The organism is Polyangium sp. 15x6, assembly GCF_029960785.1.
Lineage (GTDB): Bacteria > Myxococcota_A > Polyangia > Polyangiales > Polyangiaceae > Polyangium.
Map to the genome: position 1 here is coordinate 1 of NZ_JASBQE010000115.1, position 17,997 is coordinate 17,997.

Sequence of the window (17,997 nt, forward strand, 5' to 3'; positions counted from 1 at the left end):
GGTAGAGCTCGAAATCGATGGGCACCTGCTCCTTCCTGTTCGACACGCAAAGACTCACCCCTATCTGGCAATTCGTGATCTTGCCGGCGGAGCCCGTATATTGTCTCTTCACGCCGACGGAGTTTTTTTCCTGCTTCAAAAATCCCGTATCATCAATAATCCAGACGGTCACCGGGTCGTGTTTCAGCATGGCGTCAACGGCGTAGCGCGCAGCGGCGCGTCGGACGTCGCGATCGCTCCAGGGCGAATCCCGGGTGAAGTAGAGAAGCCGATCGTGGCAACGCTGCACGTCCTCGGGGTCGCTGAACGCTCGGGCAGCAATGGGCTCGACGCTCTTCCTCTCGCCATCCCCAAGGATCCCGAACGCGTAGGTCGCGAACGACTCGCGCTGCTCGGGCCGCCGCAGATGTGTGCCGATGATGCCCTGGAAAAACTCCCTGGCACGATGGCTCGTCGAGAAGTCCGTTCCGTACGACATGCGGAGCGCATCATGCGGTCCGCGGACAAACCTTTCAAGTACCTGGGCAAACCGGGCGCAAGATTTGGAGGACAAAGTAAGAAACAAACGACACAACCCCACCCAGGACCCGCTCGAGCCCGCGCAGAGGTGGATGAAGGTCCCGCAGTAGTGGTAGTCGTTCGACCGGACCTGCTCAATGATTCAACCTATCCTACTAAATTTTCGACCAGACCTGCTCAATGGTGGAGTGGATCTGCCGAAGTTGCGGCTGATGCGACGGTCGTATGTGCATCACGCTGGGGGCGGACCACCGTGTCCTTCGTCCGAAAACGTATGAATTGAGCACCTTGAGTCGATAGGCAAGATGCGAAGGCTTATTCAGGTCGTCATCGAATTCCGAACGTGGTGTTCTGAGCGCATCGTCCCGCACTACGCTGGACATAGTGCCCCGGCGATCCACCCGTGGCACCACACCACCGGTATCCCGCGGTATCTGCGGGGCACTATGACCAGCGTTGTCGGGCGAGGAGGTGACGACCCCCCATGCCGACCAGATGGAGGGCGCTCTTGAAGGGTATCGCGCACACGGGCTCGCGACGTAGAGCGGCTGATCGTCGCGTCAAGCTACTTCGCGCCCGTCCTCAGGGCACGAGGATTGCAGCACACGGTGCTGTGTCAATCATTTGCGGTACTACGCTGGCGCCCGAGAACGAGCAGGCAAACCAGGCTGCCGCAGCACTCTCGTTGCTGCTCGGCGACGAGTTGCACCTCGTCCACGTCGTCGATGAGCTCGGCGCCGAGCTCGCCCTCGCCGAAGAATACGACACCCTCTACGAGCCGGCCGGCAGGCATCTGCGCGGCGAGGCGGATGACCTGCGGCAGCTCGGCATCCAGATCGAGCCCGAGCTCGCCGCGGGGCCATGGCACGCGGAGCTGCCCAGGGTTGCCATGCATCATCGCGCGCGCTTGATCGTGCTTTCGCCCCATCCGGGGGTCGTGCGCAAGCGCCCTTCCCCCTGGGCCGCCGTGAGGATCGCCCGCGCCGCGCCCATTCCGGTCATGCTCGTCCACCGTGCGGATGGACTGCTCCGATGGGCCCGAGAGCATTCCCCGCTGCGCGTCCTCATCGCGCTGGGGTGCTGCCCGGGCTCGCTGGCCGCCCTGCGTTGGATCGCCGAGCTCCGATCCGGCGGCCCCTGCGAAGCATGGCTGGCGTATGTCTCGCGTCTGGGAGGCGTTTCGGACGCCAGCGCGGAGACATCGGCGCACCCTTATCGTAGCCTGCGTCCGTCCCGCTGCGAGCCTCCCCTCCACGAGGTCGAAACATTCCGGGACGAACTCCGCCGGCTGGGGGTAAGCGTCACAAAGACCAGCGTTCAGGACGCGAGCGTGCTCGAAGATCTCGCGCAGCGAGAGGCCATCGATCTCGTCGTGGTCCCCCGGGACCTGCCGCGAGGCCACTTGTGGCCGAGGTGGCTGTGGCACAGCCTGTTTCGAGCCGCTGTGCCCGGCGTCGTCGTCTGCGTGCCGCCCGATTACGCAGCCGCGCGCGTACGGCCGGCAGGGCTGCTGAGCAAGCTCGTCCGCCACCCTCCGCCGCGTTGACGGCACGTTTCTTCCTAAGGGGCCGTTCGCCCGCGGACTTCGGACCGGTCTCTTCGCGAACCCGGGGTTCGAACGTGGCGTCGGAGCGGCGACGGGGGAGCGCAGTGTGCAGACGATACTCATCGCCATCATCGCCACTCCCTTCGTGGGCGCTATGGCCACACTCTTCCTCTCGGCCCGCTGGGCGGGACGGATCGCCTTTTTTCCCCCGGCGCTCGTGCTCGTGCTCGCCATCCCACGCTGGCCGGCGGCCGCTACAGGGGAGACGAACATCGTCACGATCCCCTGGTTCCCATCCGCGGGAATGACGGCGAATCTCCGCCTGGATCACCTCGGCGCATTTTTCGTCCTGCTCATCGCGGGCGTGGGCCTCGGCATCGTCCAGTATAGCCGCGCCTATCTCGGGAAAAAGGCCACGCCGCGGTTCTGGGCCGCGTTGCTCGCGTTCATGGGCGCCATGCTCGGGCTCGTCCTTTCGGATTCGCTGCTCTTGCTCTTCGTTTTCTGGGAGCTCACCACCCTCGCATCCTTCCTCCTCATCGGAATGGGCGGCCAGATCCCGGAGGCGAGGGCGGGGGCCATTCGCGCGTTCATAGTGACGGGCGCTGGGGGGCTCTCCCTGCTCGCAGGCACGCTCGTGCTCGGGCAGATCGCGGGGACCTACGACCTCTCCAGCATGCCCGCGCGCGCAGAGCGTATCCTGGCGAGTCCCACGCGGGATGTCGCGCTCCTCCTCATGCTCGGCGGCGCCTTCGCCAAATCGGCTCAGGTCCCGTTCCATTTCTGGCTCCCGGGCGCGATGGCCGCGCCCGCGCCGGTGAGCGCCTATCTCCACTCCGCTACCATGGTGAAGGCGGGCATCTTCTTGATCGGCCGGTTATCGCCGATCTTCGGCGCGTCGCCCGCGTTCCAGCCCCTCCTGCTCACCGTGGGGCTCACGACGTTTCTCGTCGGCGGATGGGACGCCGTGCGCGCGTGGGATCTGAAGAAGCTCCTCGCCCACAGCACCGTCGCGAACCTGGGCGTCCTCACGGCGCTTTATGGCGTATACCCTCCGGCCGAGGTCCAGGGAGGGATCGTGCGCGGGGAGTTGCTCTCCATCACGAACCACGCGCTTTACAAATCGGCGTTGTTTCTCCTCGTCGGGTGGATGGAGAAGGTCTCGGGGACGCGTGATCTCTCGATCCTGAAAGAGGAGCGCTGGTTTCAGCGCGAGCCGGTCGCCGGTGTGCTCATCGGGATCGGTGCGATCACGATGGGGGGCTTCCCGTTTCTGCTCGGCTTCATGAGCAAGGAGGTGTTCCTCGAAGCGCTCCTCCACGCCCGATTCCCTGGCGTCGTCGCCGCTGTCGCTGCGGCCGTCGTGGGGGGCGCGATGGCGGTCGTCTATGCGCTCAAGCTCTGCGTGAGCACGTTCTGGGGGCCGAAGGTGCCGCCCGATTCGCGCGGCTATCCGAGGGCTGCGCTCTCACGATGGCTGCTCGTCGTGCCGGCGGTTTTCCTCTTGCCCCATGTGATTGGGGGCATCGCCCCGGGGTGGTTCATCGGCTCCGTGCTCGAGCCGGGGACCCATTGGCCCGCATGGATCGCCGTGTGGCACCATATCGATCGCATCTTCCTGCTCAGCGTCTCTACCCTCGCGCTCGGAGTCGGGGGGTATCTCTTGTGGAGACGATATGCGGAAGTGCCGTCCCAACCGGAGACGCAAATCGCCTTCGATCGCCTCGCCTCCACCGTGCTGGGCGCATCGAACTGGTTCAGTCACGCGGCCCAGGCGGGCGGGCATCCGCGGTATCTTGTCGTCATGCTCGTGTTCGCTGCCGCGGCCGCCGCGGCCGCCATGCGCGGAGGCTCGCCCCCGCCGCTCCCCGGCGCAGAGGCCTGGTCCGTCGACCTCGCCGCCGCGTCGCTGCCCGCCGCGATCGTCGCCGCGGGCGCCGTGCTCGCGGTGCTCATGCAGGACCGCGTCTCCAAGGTCGTCCTGATGGCCGCGGCTGGATATGGGTTGGCGGTCTTTTACGTCCTCTTCCGGGCGCCGGACCTCGTGCTCACGCAGATCCTGGTCGAGACGATCTCGCTGCTGCTCCTCCTGCTCGTCTTTCAGCGGCTTCCGCGCCTCGGCGCCGACGAGCGATCGCGCGGGCAGCGAGCCATGCACGGCCTTTTCGCGGCTGCGCTCGGGCTCGGAGTAGCGGCCCTCGCCTGGGCTTCGGGCATTCATCCGGCCGCTCGTCCAGCAGGCGTGGAGCAACTCGCGCTCTCGTTGCCAGAGGCGAAGGGGCGCAACGTGGTGAATGTCATTCTAGTCGATTTCCGCGGCGCCGACACGCTCGGAGAGATCACCGTGCTCGCCATTGCCGCGATCGGGGTCGTGGCCCTCCGCGTGGGGCGCGCCCGAAGGGAGGGGGCATGAATTCGTTTCTCCTACGCCAGGTCGCGAGGGGTGTGCTCCCGGTGGCCGTCCTCTTCGCCATCTACTTGCTCCTCCGTGGCCACGATGCGCCGGGCGGTGGGTTCGTCGCGGGGCTCGTCACCTCGGCCGCCGTGGTGCTCCACGCGCTCGCGAACGTCGCCCCGTCCGAGCGGGCGCGGAGGCCACGCGTCCTCGGCTCCGTCTGGCTCGGGCTCCTCGTCGCCGCGGGGACCGGTCTCGTCGCCGTCGCCGCCGGCGGCCCGTTCCTCACGCATTCTCATTTCGATGTCGGGTCCGGCCCGGCCACGATCCACCTGTCCACGACGCTCCTCTTCGACGTCGGCGTGTTTCTGGTGGTGGTCGGCTCGACGATCACGACGCTCGCCGCGTTCGCCGGAGGGGAAAACCCGCGATGATCGGCCTCGCTGCGGCCCTTTCCGGCGTCCTCTTCGCGTGCGGGCTCTACCTGCTCCTCTCCCGCAATTTGCAACGCATGGCGATCGGCTTCTTGCTTCTGTCGAACGGCATCAATCTGTTCGTCCTCACGTCCGCGGGGCTGCCCGCGCGCGCGGCGCCGCCGCTCCTCGTCGAGGGCGAGGGGGCGAGCCGGGGCCCGTTCGCCGATCCCCTGGCGCAGGCCTTCATCCTCACGGCCATCGTGATCGGCCTCGGGATGGCCGCGTTCCTTTTGGCCCTTTCGACGCGGCACCACGACGCCTCGGGGCGCGATGACGTCGAGGGGGACGACGAGACATGATGGATTCGCTCCTCGTCTTGATCCCGGTCGGATTGCCGCTGATCACGGCGGCGCTCCTGCTCCCGCTAACGGGCCGAGCGCGGCTCCAGCAAGCGGCCGCGCTCGTGAGCGGGGGCGTTCTGCTCGCGAGCGCGATGCTGCTCTGCGCGCGCACGGCGCGCGGCGCGATCCTGGTTCTGCCCCTCGGCGGCTGGAGCCCACGCGTCGGGATCGTGTGGGTGGCGGACGCGCTGGCCGCCGTGATGCTCCTTTTCGTGACGATCGTCTCGTATGCGACGCTGCTCTACGCGGGGGGCTCGCTGCGTGGGGAGCGCGAGCGCCGGTACTTCTATCCGCTGCACCAGTTCCTGCTGGTCGGCGTGGGAGGCTCGATCGTGACGGGCGACATCTTCAATCTCTTTGTCTTCTTCGAGGTTATGCTGCTCGCGTCCTTTGCGCTGATCGCGCTGGGAGGGCGTGCACGGCAGGTTCGAATGGGCGTGCCCTACGTGATCGTCAACCTCGTCGGGAGCGCGCTGTTTCTCGCAGCCGTGGGCGCGATCTACGGCGCGGCTGGCACCGTCAACATGGCGGAGCTCTCCCTGCGCGCCGGAGGCGGCGGCCTGCCGGGGGTATTCTGGGGCGCGACGGCGCTCGTGCTCATCGTCTTCATGGTGAAGACCGCTCTCTTTCCCGTCTTCGCATGGCTGCCTGATTCCTATCCGGAGGCGCCCGTCACCGTGAATGCCCTCTTCGCCGGGCTGCTCACGAAGGTGGGTGTGTACACGCTCTTCCGCACCATCCCGCTCCTCGGGGGGACGGCGCCCGGCGGATGGCTGCAGCCGGCGCTCGTCGCCATCGCGGCCACGACCATGCTCGTCGGGGTCCTCGGCGCGCTCGGCCGGAGCACGATCCGTGGGGTCCTGTCGTTCCACATCGTGAGCCAGGTCGGCTACATGATCTTCGGGCTCGCCCTGTTCACGCCGCTCGCGCTGGCCGCGGGGCTGTTCCACACGCTCCATAACATGCTCGCGAAGACGGCCCTCATCTTTGCTGGCGGAGTCGCGGAGCGCATTTGCGGATCAGGAAAACTCTACGCCATGCGGGGGCTCGCGCGGACGGAGCCATGGCTCGCGGCGGGATTCTTCGTCGCCGCGATGTCGCTCGCGGGGATGCCCCCTTTGAGCGGTTTCTGGGGGAAATGGTTCCTGGTCGCGGGCGGCCTCGCGGCCGACGCGCCCGTCGCGACGGGGATCTCGTTGCTCGTGGGCCTGTTTACGCTCGCATCCATGTTGAAGATCTGGAATGCCGTCTTCTGGGGCGAACCGGAGGGCCAGCGATACCCGGGGCGCGGCCGGCATCACGGCATGCTCGGGGCGACGCTTTCGCTCGCGGCGATGACCCTTTTGATGGGGCTCTTCGCCGCGCCCATGTTTTCGCACCTCGAGCGCGTGGCGACGCAGCTCCTCGACGTCACGCCCTACGTCGCCGCCGTGCGCGCAGCCGAGCGTCGTGAAGTCCATGCGGAGGCCCCATGAGCGCGCTCGCGTTGAACCTGCTGCTCGCCATGGTCTGGATGTTCATCCAGGCGACGTTCTCCCTGCGCAGCTTGATCGTCGGGTTCGGGATCGGCTTCGTCGCGATCGCATTCGTGCAGCGCCTTCGCGGGAGTCACGCGTATGCGCGGACGGCGGCCTCGATCGTGCGCCTGTTCGCGTTTTTCCTCGCGGATCTCGTGCGGAGCAACCTCACGCTCGCCCGCGACATCCTCCGCCCCGTACCCGCCTTCGTGCCGGCGCTCGTTCGTTTCGAGGTCGCGGACCTGTCGCCGATCGAGACGGCGCTGCTCGCGAACCTCGTCTCGCTCACGCCGGGGACGCTCACCGTCGATGCGGAGGACGACGGCAGCGCTATCTATGTTCATGCCCTGTATGGAGGCGACCCAGAAGGCGTCCGCCGGCGTATCGGCCAGCTCGCAGGGATGATCCGCCGCGCCGGCGGGCGCCCGATGCAGCCCCGGGACGCGGCATGAGCCCCGGCGTTTTCAAGATCGCCGTGCTGCTCCCGGCGCTCGCGGTCCTCGGCGTGGGCGTCGCGTTTTGCTTCGCGCGCATCCTCCGCGGACCCTCACCGTTCGACCGTGTGCTCGCCTTCGATTGCCTCGGGCTCAACGTCGTGGGCGCGCTGCTGCTCCTCTCGAGTTTATTCGACACCGATGTCTTCCTGGACGCGGCGCTCGTGGTGCTCCTCTTGGGCTTTCTGGGGACGATGTCTCTGGCCGCATACCTGGAGAGAACCCATGCTGATTGAGGCCGTCGCCGTCGTTTTGGGTGTCTGCTTCATGTTCCTGGCCTCGTTGGGGGTGCTTCGCTTGGGCGACTTTTATGCTCGCATTCACGCCCCCACCAAGGCCGCTACGCTGGGGCTCGTGTTCCTTCTCGCCGCGCTCGCCTTCGAGGTGCAAGACAAGGCTGCCGTGACGAAGGCGGTGCTCGCGATGTTGTTCGTCGGGATGACGGCCCCGGTGGGAGCGCACATCCTCGCGCGGTCCGCCTACCGGCGTGGGGTGCGTCCGTCCGCCCGTGTAGACGAGTACGCGCATTTCGTGGCTGTGAGGAAGACCCGGGCCGTCCATCGAGGGGAGCGTGGCGCGCAGCCTTGAAGCATCTCTCCCGTTTCGGACGACCCTCGCGCCCACTCGACGGGCAGGCGAAAGCGTGCGATGGTCGAAGCGCGTTCATTGCAAGGAAGGGTGCAGCGACGGTCGCTGCAGGACCAAGGATGGTCGGGCCGCCATCCCAGCCGGCGAATCTGCCGGCGAGGGATGGAGCATGTCGACTGTACACACACCGGGGCAGGGCCCCCTTCCTTCGTCGCCTCCCGAAGCCTGGGAGCCGCTCTTGCGGCTCACGCGGCTCGCGAGTCGTCCGCTCGAGCGTTTCCTCCAGATCGAGGCCGCGAGCGGCATCTTGCTCCTCGTCGCCGCGGCCGTCGCGCTCGTCTGGGCCAACTCTCCCTGGGCGGAGAGCTACGCGTTGCTCTGGCACACGCCGCTCGGGATCCGCGTCGGCACGTTTACCTTCGAGCGCACGCTCGAGTGGTTCGTCAACGACGGCCTGATGGTGATCTTCTTCTTCGTCGTGGGGATGGAGATCCGACGCGAGATCCACCACGGCGAGCTCTCCGAGTGGCGGCGCGCGGCGCTCCCCGCCGCGGCTGCGCTGGGCGGGATGCTCGCTCCGGCGGCGCTCTACCTCGGCTTCGCCGGAGCCCCCGCGACCCGGTCGGGGTGGGGCGTCCCCATGGCGACCGACATCGCCTTCGCCGTCGGTGTCCTCACGCTGCTCGGCAAACGCGTCCCGGCCGCGCTGCGTGTGCTCCTGCTCGCGCTCGCCGTCATCGACGACCTCGGGGCCATCGTCGTCATCGCGCTCTTCTACTCGAAGGGCATCTCGGTCTCGGGGTTCGTGATCGCCGCGGCAGGGTTTGGCGGCGTGTTCGCGATGCAGCGCTTTGGCGTGCGCGCGAAGCTGGCCTATGTCGTGCCGGCCATCGTCGCATGGGCCGGCATTTACGCGGCGGGGGTTCATCCGACGATCGCCGGTGTGATCGTCGGGCTCGTGACGCCGGTGCGCGCGTGGCTCGGGCCGGACGGGTTCATCGTCGGCGTTCGCAACCAGCTCGAGCACCTCGCGAGGTCCACGCCGCACGAGCTCTCGTCGCACGAGCTCGCGGGGACCTTGCGCCACGTGGACCTCGCGCGCCGTGAAGCGACGTCGCCCGCCGAGAGCCTGATCACCACGCTCCATCCGTGGGTGGCCTTCGGCATCATGCCCCTGTTCGCGCTCGCCAACGCGGGGGTCACCGTGTCGGGTGGGTCGCTCGATCCCGCCTCGTGGCGTGTCCTCATCGCCGTCGCCGTGGGCCTCGTCGTCGGCAAGCCGGTCGGCGTGCTCCTCGCTTGCTGGATCACGCTGCGCCTGCGGATCGCGACGCTCCCCGTGGGCCTCGGCGTGCGGCACCTCGTGGTGCTCGGCGTCGTCGCCGGCGTGGGATTCACGATGGCCTTGTTCGTCGCGCAGCTCGCCTTTGTGGACCCGTCGCTCCTCGCCGCGGCGAAGCTCGGCATCCTTTCGGCGAGCGGCGGCGCGGCGATCCTCGGCCTCGGCCTCGGCCGGTCCCTCCTCACGCCGGTGGGGACGGCAGGCGCCGCGCAGACGGCCGACGAGGCGGAGAGCTCGACGGAGGTCTGATGACGAGCCCGTGGATTCAGCTCGTCGGGGGCGGCGTACTCCTGTACTTCGGCGCGGAGTGGTTCGTCGGCGGCGCGTCGGCTCTGGCCCTCGCCTTGCGGGTGCCGCAGATCCTCGTCGGCCTCACGGTCGTCGCTTACGGCACGTCGGCGCCCGAGGTCATCGTGGGCGTGCAGGCGGCGATCGACGGGCACGGCGAGGTGGCGCTCGGGAACGTCATCGGCTCGAACATCGTGAACATCGGTCTGATCCTCGGCGTCGCCGTGCTCATCCGGCCGGCGCGGGTGGACGGCGCGCTTCGCCAGCGTGAGCTGCCGATGTTCGTCGCGAGCGCGCTGCTCGTCCCGCTGCTCATGCTCGACGGCGCCGTGCGCCGCTGGGAAGCGGCTGCGCTGCTCCTCGTGGCGGCCGGCTACACGGGATGGATGATCCGCGCCGCGCGCTCCGCTTCGGTGGTCGCCGAGGCCCGGGAAGACGCGACCGTCGCCGGGCGGGCCGCGGACGAGGCCGGAGCCCCGAAGCGCGGGGGAGCTTTGCGCGCCGTGGCGACGGCCGGCGTCGGCCTGGTGGTCCTGCTCCTCGGGGGCGACATCTTCGTCGACGGCGCGGTCTTGGTCGCGCGCGCGCTCGGAATGAGCGATCGGCTCGTCGGACTCACCATCGTCGCGGTGGGGACGTCGCTGCCGGAGCTCGTGACGGGGGTGATCGCCGCTCGACGCGCGCACGCCGACATCGCCATCGGCAATGTCGTGGGCTCCAACATCTTCAACACGTTCCTCTGCCTGGGCGCGGCGGCGCTGGCGGGCCCGGTGCATGCGCCGCTAGGGACGCTCGGGCTGGATCTCGCAGGTCTGCTCGTGATGACGGGCCTCGGGGCGATGTTCATCCGGAGCGAGCGGACCGTCTCGCGCCTGGAGGGCGCGCTCGCGGTCGGCCTCTACGTGGCATTCACGGTCATTACCGTGGTGCGAGGCTGAGACCTACGACCGGATCCTATCGAATGCAGAGCCGCCCCCCTCCGCGGGGCGCCCAGCGAAAGAGATGACCATGAAAAAGCACCCGCCCGCAGCGCAGACGGCGTTCGGCCCGATGGTGATCGCGGCCGTCGAACAGCATTACCCCGAGGCCCAGCGGCTCATCCGGGACGACCTCGCCGTGCGTTTCTTGCCGCCCGGCCTGAGACTCGGGGTGCATGCTTGCAAGTGGACATTCATGCGCAACCTGGGGATCACCGCGACGGAAAAGAAGGCCCCGGGCATCTGGGGAGGCGTCCTCTGCCGGAAGCGGTATGCCGACGACAAGGTTGTCGAGGCCATCGACGCTGGAATCACGCAGGTCGTGATCCTCGGCGCCGGCCTCGACACCCGGGCGTACCGGCTGCTCGCCCCGGCAGGTGTTTCAGCCTTCGAGGTCGATCTGCCTGCGAACATCACCTACAAGCAGGAGAGATTGCACGAGATTTACGGCCGGGTGCCCGAGCACGTGACGTTGATCCCGGTCGATTTCCAGATCGATGATCTCGGAAGTGCTCTCGCAGGGAATGGCTTTCGTCTCGAGGCGCGGGCCATGTTCGTCTGGGAGGCCGTCACCCAGTACCTGACCGAGGAAGGCTTCCGGAAGACCCTGGGGTTTCTATCGAAGGCAGCCGCTGGCAGTCGCCTGATCTTTACGTACATCCGCGAGGACTTCCTTGCCGGAATCAACTTCTATGGCGCGGAGCGGATTCACCAGGACATGAAGAAACACGACGTGTGGCATTTCGGCATCGCGCCCGAGAACGTGGACGGCCTGCTCCGCGCATACGGCTGGGCCGAGCATGAGCAGGTCGGATCCAGCGAGTATTTCGCGAGGTACATCGAGCCGTCGGGCCGTGCTTTGTCCGTGTCGGAGATCGAACGGTTCGTCTACGCCGAGAAACGTTGAGCCCCGTCCGAGGACACGTGAGTGCTCGCTGCCGGAAACTACCTCAACCGCGCCCACGCGCTGGCTCGGCTCAATTCACGGCCATGTCCTGGTGCAGGGGCAGCCGCGAAGAACGGGCGCCCGACCGTTCATGGGTCGGCCCAGGAGGAGTGCGCGGCAGCTCGCAGATGAACCGGCCCGCATCCCGCTTCGCTGGCTGAGCTGGCGCGATGATGCTAACGTTCGGCCGTGATCCTTGCCCTGGGAACTCCTCGGAAGGTCCTCCTCCCGCTGGCCCTGTGCCTCGTTGCCTGCAGCGGCGAGGATGACTCCGAGGCGGCCGGCGCGACCCAGATCTCCGTGTTCACCGGCCGACTGGAGACCGCGGACGCGGTCGTGGGCCTGGCCGTGTCGGATCGGGGCGACGTGGAGGCCTACGTCTGCGGGGGCGCCATGACCTTCGCGACCCATTCCCGTTGGTTCGTCGGCTCGCTCTCGTCGGGCTCCGCTTCGCTCGAAGCCGAGGGCCTCCGGCTCGACCTGACGCTACAGGGCGAGGCGACGGACATCACCCTCACCGCGGCGGACGGGGCCGTGCACTCGACCCAGGCCGCGCGAGCCGGAGCCGGGAGTCGCTCGGCCCTGTTCGAGTCGCCCACCGACGCCAGTTGCCGCTGGGGCGTGGTGATGCTGGACGACGGCGGGGCAGCGCCGGACATCTTCGGCGCCTGGTGTAGCCGGACCGGGTCGATGTACGGAGACGCTCCGGATGAGTCGACCGAGGTCTTCGCGCAAGTCACCCCGGTGGAGCCAGTCGACTTCGGGAACACGCTCCTGCCCGTGGTCGCGAACACACCCGCCGGTGAGCAGTTCTTCGAGGTTCGCCGGATCAGCGCTCGTCGCGCCGACCCGTGAGCGCCGTGACCCGGCCCCATGGAGCCCTCCGTGAGCGGAGCGCAGCCGTGGGCCCGCCGAGCGCAGCCGTTCGCGGCTTCGACATTCCCAGGCCGGAGCTGCTCACCCCGTTCGTCGGCCGTGACGCCGACCTCGAGCGCATGGGCGCGTTGTTTCGATCGAAGCGCCTGGTCACGCTGTGGGGGCCGGCCGGCATCGGCAAGACGCGCCTGGCGGTCGAGTACGCGTGCCGCGGGACCGGCGAGTCCTTGTTCGTCGATCTCTCCAGCGCGCGCAGCCTGGGGACGGTGTGCGAGACGGTCGCGAGGGCGCTCGACGTCGTCTTGCCCGACGGGCGCGAATCCGACCAGGCCCCCCTTCGACTCGGGCGCGCGCTGGCCGCGCGAGGACCGCTCCTCCTCGTGCTCGACAACTTCGAGCGGATCGCTTCGCTCGCCGTCGAGACCGTGGGCCGGTGGCTCGTGGAGGCGCCGGAAGTCCGCCTCCTCGTGTGCTCTCGCGAGCGACTCCGGCTCCGCGGTGAGGGGATCCTGGAGCTCGGCCCGCTCAGCCTGCCCGCGGACGCCGCGCTCGCCGCGTCCGAAGCGGGGAAGCTCTTCCTGCTCAAGGCGCAGGCCGAGGACGACTCCTTCGAGCTGACCGACGAGAACGCCCCCCGCATCGCGGAGCTGGTCCAGAAGCTCGAAGGAATACCGCTGGCCATCGAGCTCGCCGCCGCGCGGCTGCCCTTGCTCGGCGTGGACGGGCTGATCTCCCGGCTCGGCAAGCGGCTCGACGTCCTCGCCGGCGGCTTTCGAGACGCCGAGCCGCGCCAGGCCACGCTGCGCGCGGCGCTCGAGTGGTCCTGGGACCTCCTGACGGAGGAGGACCAGCGCGCGCTGGTCGAGTGCGCGCTTTTTCCAGGGGCCTTCTCGTTGTCCTCGGCGGAGGCGGTGCTGAGCGCCAAGGACGTGCTCGGCCGGCTCGACTCCCTGCGGGAGAAGTCGCTGCTCCGGGTGCTCGGCACGGGGAAGCTCGGTCTCTTCGAATGCGTGCGCGAGCTGGCAGGCGAGCACTCCGCGGAGGTCGATCCCGGGCGCGGCGCGGAGGCGCGCCACACGGAGCACTTCCTGGCCCTGGCCAGCGGAAGGCACGAGCAAAGCCCGGACGACCCCCTGGAGCCCGAGCTCAGGGACAACGTGGTGGCGGCGCTGAAACGCGAGCTCGACCGACTGGAACAGGTGCCGAGCCGAGAGCGCAGGCCGCCCGCGGGCCTCGCGCCGGAGCGCGCCGTCCGGGCGCTGCTCGCGATCGAACCGGCGCTCGCTCGCCGGGGGCCGGCGGACCTCTTGCTCGAGCTCTTGGAGCGGACGCTGCACATCGCGCCCGACAGCCCGCCGGCCCTGGCCGCGCCGCTGCTCGCGGCGCGGGGCCGCGCCGCGCAGGTGCGAGGTCGCGCGGACGAGGCGCGCGCCAGGTTCGACCAGGGAATCGAGCTGGCGAAGGCCTCCGGCTTGTTCGCCATCCAGGCTGCGATCGTCACGGACCTGGGCGTGCTCCACCACGAGCAGCGCGAGCTCTCCCACGCGCGCGCCTGTTATGACCTCGCCATGTCGCTCCTGGCCGACCAGAAGGACCGGCGCGCGGAGGGCCGGCTGCTGGCCAACCTCGGGGCCCTGCTGCACGACCTCCGCCAGTACGAGGTCGCCAGGGAGCGCTACCAGGACGCGCTCCGCGTGCTCGGCGACGCGGGCGTGGTGCGGCTCCAGGGCATCGTGCAGGTCAACCTGGGCGTTCTGGAGCAGGAGCAGGGCGACCTGAGCACCGCGCTCGCGCATTACGAGATCGGCCTGCGCCTGCTGGAGCGTACCGGTGATCGGCGCCTGGAGGCGATCGCCCTCGGGAACCTGGGCACGCTCCAGCACGAGCGCAGCCAGTTCGCGTCCGCGCGCAGCTATCATGAGCGCGCCCTCCTGGCGCTCCGCACCACCGGGGACGTCCGCTCCGAATCGCTGGCCCGTGGCAGGCTGGCGATGGTGCTCGCGGCGCTCGGGCAGAACGCCGCGTCCCGTGGGCTGCTCGCGGAGGCGGAGCTCGCGGTCACGAGCGGCGGAGACGCGCTCGCGGCCGCGTTCGTGGACCTGGCCTGGGGCGCGGCGGAGCTCGCCGACGCCGAGGCGCTGGAGGCGCGAGATCCGCAGGGCGGAAGGGCGCTCCTCCAGCACGTGCGGCAGCGGATGGAGCGCGCGCACCGCGCCTCGGCGACGGGAGGTCCGTCGCCGGCCGAGCTCTCGGATGACGTGCGCATCGGCCTCCGGATCCTGAGCGCCGCGCTGGGCCGCCTGTCGGCCGAGGCCGCCGAGGCCCCCGAGGAGCTGTCCGCCGACGCGCTGGTGATCGCGCCGAGCGCGGGCCGTTATCGGCCTCCCGGGGGAGAATGGGAGGATCTGCACCAGCACCCCGTCCTGCGCCGCCTCTTGTTCGCGCTGGTCGAGCAGCGCGGCGCGCGGCCCGGCGTGGGGCTCTCTCTGGATGCGATCCAGCGAGCGGTCTGGCCGGGAGAACGTATTCAAGTCGACGCCGCGGCCAACCGCATCTACGTGGCGGTCTCCAAGCTGCGGCGTCGTGGGTTGCGGGACTTCTTGCGGAGCCAGGACGACGGCTACGCCCTGGATCCCAACCTCGAAGTGCAGCGCTTCGACGGCGCGACGCCCGGCGCGAATACGTCCCCGACCGGAGGCGAGCCGTGAGCGCGTGAGCTCGTCCGCCGCCCGATCTCGTCAGCGGGCGCGCGCGGCGGGGTGCATCCGCATCGAGCGGCCTTGGGAGGGGCTGAATCCGACCGCCGTCGCCTGCGCTGGATGGAAATGCATGAGGTTGTCCGGGCCGGTGTCCTCGAGCGGGTCGGTGAGGCCGTCCTCTTCGACCACGTGGTAGAGGCCGAGGTAATGACCGAGCTCGTGCGCGAGGAAATGCGCCTGCGCACGGGCGGGGAGGTCGACGGGCCCCGAGCCTTTCGCGAAACAATCGAGGCCGGGCATGAACACGGCGTCGGCGGGGCCGGCGCCGCCCGGGATCCTCGGCGTGAATCCGTTGACTGCGCTGGGCGGGCCGAAAAACGGGTCGTCGTAGAGGAGGCACCCGCCGAAGACGACGTCGATGGTCGTCTCCGCCCTCGGCGGGGCGTTCGCGAGCAACGCCGAGAGGGCCGCGGGGTCGCCGGCGTGGAAGCGGACGTCCGCGGGCAGCGTGTCGAGGTCGTGCACCTCGACGAGCCGGGGGATGAGGCCCCCCGGGGCGAGCTCCTGCCCGAGGTGCGCGAAGAGCTCCGCCCGGCGGTCCTCGTCGCCGAACAGGATTGAGCTCTTCGTGACCAGGAAGCGCAGGTCGATCGTCGCCGGATCCGGGATCACCTCGATGCGCTGCGCCGCGACCCGCAACGTCGGGCGGTCTTCCGGCGCCGCGAGCGGCGTCAGCGTCAGGCAGTCGACCCGCGCGAAGCGGAGCGAGAGGCCGGTCTTCGGCTCGAAGTGTCCCTCCTCCGCCGGAAGGAGGAAGACGCCGGCGGAGACCACGACCGACGTGCGCAGCGCGCAGTCGCGGCAAAACGCGCCTGCGCTTCGCCCGTCGACCCCCACGCGCCCTTCACCGTCGACGGCCGAGCTGAGCTGAAAGCACACGCCGGGGGCGGTGGTGGCCCGCAGCGCGATCCCCGCGCAGGGCGCCTGCGCGGAGATCACCAGGTCGTCGGTCTCGCCGTCGCCCTGGAACGGCGTCGCGAAGGCCTCGACCCAGGCCGACACGGCAGCGTCCGGAGCTTCGGGCGCGTGCGAGGAGCAGCCGGCGAGCAGCGCGGCCAGCGCGACACCGGCGAACGCTGCCCGCGGGCTCATCGCAGCGCCGCCGCGGGCACGAAGGTGCCGATGAGCTGCATCAACCGGGCGCTCGTCTCCCGGTGGAACTGCGCCACGAGGTGGCCACGCGCCTCGGGCCGCGTCCGAGACGCGTCGCCGAGCCATGTGATGATCGCGGCCCGCTCCGGGATCGACGTGCTCGCCGCGAGCTTGTCCGCCATCAGCGCGACCGCGTCGGCCGTGGGCGACCCGCGCAAGGCCCCCACGATGGCCGTGCGGACGGCGGGATCCGTCTCCTCGCGGAGACGCTCCAAGAGGCGCGGCCCGGCCTCCACGGGATCCAGGCGTCCCAGCGCTTCGGCCGCGTGCTGCCGCGTCGACGCGCTCTCCGCGCCGAGCTGCGCCTCGAGCTCGTCGGCGAAGGCCGGATCGCCGCTGTTGCCCATGGCGTCGAGGACGAGGCGCGTCTTGCCCTCGTCCGCGGCGGCCGAGAGCTCCCTGTCGAGCGACGCGTGGACGTACGTCTCGAGCTCGTCGTCGTCGCCGCTCCGCCGGGCCATGCTGCCGAGGCCGAGCAAGCTGACGTTCGCGACCATGTCGTCGCCGTCCTTCTGCGCCTGCGCGAGGAGCAGCTCGGCCGTGCCCCGCGTGGGCGCGCCGAGGTCGGATAGAGCGGACGCGGCCCGGGCGCGGTCGACGGCGCGCAGGCGCCTGTCCACGAGCACGTCCGAGAGGGCCCCCCGCGCGGCCTCGGTGCCCGACAGCTCGAGCGCGAGGAACAGCGCGGGCCGGGCCGCGTCGTCGATGTCGCCCGCCCGCAGCGCGGCGACCAGCCGTTGCGCTCCCTCGGGGTGCGCCGCGAGCCACGCCGCGAGCTCGCGCGCGGCCGCGTAGCTCGGATCCCCGGGCTCGCGGAAGTGCGCGAGGAACGCCTTGAGCGCCTCCTCGTAGGACACCTTCGCCATCCGGGCATCGACGTGCGGGTCACGTGCGACATCGAGGGCGAAGGCGTCGCGGAAGTCGGCGTCGCCCGGCGCGAAGGCGCGCACCGCGACGAACCGCGTATCGTCGCGCCTCATGCGGAATCGCTGGAGCAGGTCCGCCTGCACCTGGCCCTGCACGAGGATCTGGACGCGCTCGAGGCCGGACGTCGACGCGAACCATCGCGGATGGTCGTGGTCGAAGCTCGCGGTGGCCTCCGAGGCGACCACCACGACCGACAGGCCCAGGGCCTCGGCCTGCGCTTTCCCCTCGTACGCGGCCTTGCGCCGCTTCATGCGCAGCGCCGAGCCCGTCGCCTCGGACACGTCCTCGTAGTTCGCCTCGAAGGGGCCCATCCCATCCGACTGGGACGCGCTCCAGCGCCGCGTCTCGTCCGTGGCTGGCAGCACGAACTCGTGGGTCAGGAGCAGCGACTGCACGAACTGCCGGCGGCGAGCGTCCCAGTCGCGCGCGAAGCCGAAGCCGACGAAGCGACACGAGGCGTCCATGTCCACGAAGAAGGGGTCCGTGAGGGATCCCTTCACGCGCTCCTCCGGCAGCGTCAGCTCCTGGCTCCGGGAGACGTCGCTGAGCGCGGCGCGGAGCCGATAACGCGTCGCCGAGAGCTGCTCGACGACCTCCACGCTCAGCGTCGCGCGGAGGTGGTCCTCTTCCTCGCCGCGCACGTCGCGGACCGTGGACGCGAGCGTGAACGCCGCCGTCTCGCCGGGCTCGAACCGGCACTGCGGGGCGACCGAGGCCGCGCGCGCGGCCTCCGTCTCTTTGGCAGGCACGCCCGGCTCCGCCCCTCGCCGCAGGCCGAACGTGATCCCCAAGATCGAGACGGCGGCGAGCGTCGCCGCGACGGCCGCCATCTTCTTGCGATCGCCCTTCGCCAT

16 protein-coding genes are annotated in these 17,997 nt (G+C 69.6%); 13 read left to right on the forward strand and 3 right to left on the reverse strand.

Translation table 11 applies throughout. The annotated features are described in order from the left end of the window. On the reverse strand, positions 1-478 hold a 478-nt coding region (locus tag QHF83_RS45380), incomplete at its 3' end, for a transposase (RefSeq protein ID WP_282424366.1). Between the two features lie 654 nt (positions 479-1,132). Between QHF83_RS45380 and QHF83_RS45385 the strand changes: the two genes are divergently transcribed. The 13 genes from QHF83_RS45385 (at position 1,133) to QHF83_RS45445 (ending at position 15,013) form a co-directional block, all read left to right on the forward strand. Continuing rightward, on the forward strand, positions 1,133-2,065 hold the full coding sequence (locus tag QHF83_RS45385; RefSeq protein ID WP_282424367.1) for a universal stress protein: 933 nt from the start codon (positions 1,133-1,135) through the stop codon (positions 2,063-2,065). A 154-nt stretch (positions 2,066-2,219) separates the two neighbouring features. Continuing rightward, positions 2,220-4,478 (forward strand): hydrogen gas-evolving membrane-bound hydrogenase subunit E, encoded by a 2,259-nt coding sequence (gene mbhE / locus QHF83_RS45390; protein ID WP_282424368.1) that lies wholly within the window; start codon positions 2,220-2,222, stop codon positions 4,476-4,478. Then, positions 4,475-4,894 (forward strand): MnhB domain-containing protein, encoded by a 420-nt coding sequence (locus QHF83_RS45395; protein WP_282424369.1) that lies wholly within the window; start codon positions 4,475-4,477, stop codon positions 4,892-4,894. The genes mbhE and QHF83_RS45395 overlap by 4 nt, the downstream gene beginning before the upstream one ends. Then, positions 4,891-5,235 carry an NADH-quinone oxidoreductase subunit K gene (locus tag QHF83_RS45400; RefSeq protein ID WP_282424370.1) on the forward strand — a complete coding sequence of 115 codons (345 nt, stop codon included), beginning with the start codon at positions 4,891-4,893 and terminating at the stop codon, positions 5,233-5,235. The genes QHF83_RS45395 and QHF83_RS45400 overlap by 4 nt, the downstream gene beginning before the upstream one ends. Further along, the gene (locus tag QHF83_RS45405; RefSeq protein ID WP_282424371.1) at positions 5,232-6,752 is read left to right on the forward strand and encodes a proton-conducting transporter membrane subunit; all 1,521 of its coding nucleotides are present in this window, start codon (positions 5,232-5,234) and stop codon (positions 6,750-6,752) included. The genes QHF83_RS45400 and QHF83_RS45405 overlap by 4 nt, the downstream gene beginning before the upstream one ends. Then, entirely contained in the window at positions 6,749-7,246 is a 498-nt protein-coding gene (locus tag QHF83_RS45410; RefSeq protein WP_282424372.1) for a Na+/H+ antiporter subunit E, read from the forward strand. Before QHF83_RS45405 ends, QHF83_RS45410 begins: the two co-directional genes overlap by 4 nt. Continuing rightward, the gene (locus tag QHF83_RS45415; protein ID WP_282424373.1) at positions 7,243-7,524 is read left to right on the forward strand and encodes a monovalent cation/H+ antiporter complex subunit F; all 282 of its coding nucleotides are present in this window, start codon (positions 7,243-7,245) and stop codon (positions 7,522-7,524) included. The genes QHF83_RS45410 and QHF83_RS45415 overlap by 4 nt, the downstream gene beginning before the upstream one ends. After that, on the forward strand, positions 7,514-7,876 hold the full coding sequence (gene mnhG / locus QHF83_RS45420) for a monovalent cation/H(+) antiporter subunit G (RefSeq protein ID WP_282424374.1): 363 nt from the start codon (positions 7,514-7,516) through the stop codon (positions 7,874-7,876). Before QHF83_RS45415 ends, mnhG begins: the two co-directional genes overlap by 11 nt. A 169-nt stretch (positions 7,877-8,045) precedes the next feature. Then, positions 8,046-9,467, forward strand: coding sequence for a Na+/H+ antiporter NhaA (nhaA, locus tag QHF83_RS45425; RefSeq protein ID WP_282424375.1), 1,422 nt, complete (start codon positions 8,046-8,048; stop codon positions 9,465-9,467). Next, positions 9,467-10,444, forward strand: a complete 978-nt coding sequence (locus tag QHF83_RS45430; RefSeq protein ID WP_282424376.1) for a calcium/sodium antiporter — start codon at positions 9,467-9,469, stop codon at positions 10,442-10,444. Before nhaA ends, QHF83_RS45430 begins: the two co-directional genes overlap by 1 nt. Before the next feature lie 64 nt (positions 10,445-10,508). Further along, a complete protein-coding gene (locus QHF83_RS45435) occupies positions 10,509-11,390 on the forward strand; it encodes an SAM-dependent methyltransferase (RefSeq protein WP_348980524.1) in 882 nt (293 codons plus the stop codon). Between the two features lie 228 nt (positions 11,391-11,618). Beyond that, complete coding sequence (locus QHF83_RS45440) at positions 11,619-12,284, forward strand: hypothetical protein (protein ID WP_282424378.1); 666 nt, start codon at positions 11,619-11,621, stop codon at positions 12,282-12,284. A gap of 47 nt (positions 12,285-12,331) precedes the next feature. After that, positions 12,332-15,013 carry a tetratricopeptide repeat protein gene (locus QHF83_RS45445; RefSeq protein WP_282424379.1) on the forward strand — a complete coding sequence of 894 codons (2,682 nt, stop codon included), beginning with the start codon at positions 12,332-12,334 and terminating at the stop codon, positions 15,011-15,013. A 30-nt stretch (positions 15,014-15,043) separates the two neighbouring features. On the opposite strand, the gene QHF83_RS45450 is transcribed toward QHF83_RS45445, so the two are convergent. Continuing rightward, positions 15,044-16,156 (reverse strand): hypothetical protein, encoded by a 1,113-nt coding sequence (locus QHF83_RS45450; protein ID WP_282424380.1) that lies wholly within the window; start codon positions 16,154-16,156, stop codon positions 15,044-15,046. Then, positions 16,153-17,997 (reverse strand): HEAT repeat domain-containing protein, encoded by a 1,845-nt coding sequence (locus QHF83_RS45455; protein WP_282424381.1) that lies wholly within the window; start codon positions 17,995-17,997, stop codon positions 16,153-16,155. Before QHF83_RS45455 ends, QHF83_RS45450 begins: the two co-directional genes overlap by 4 nt.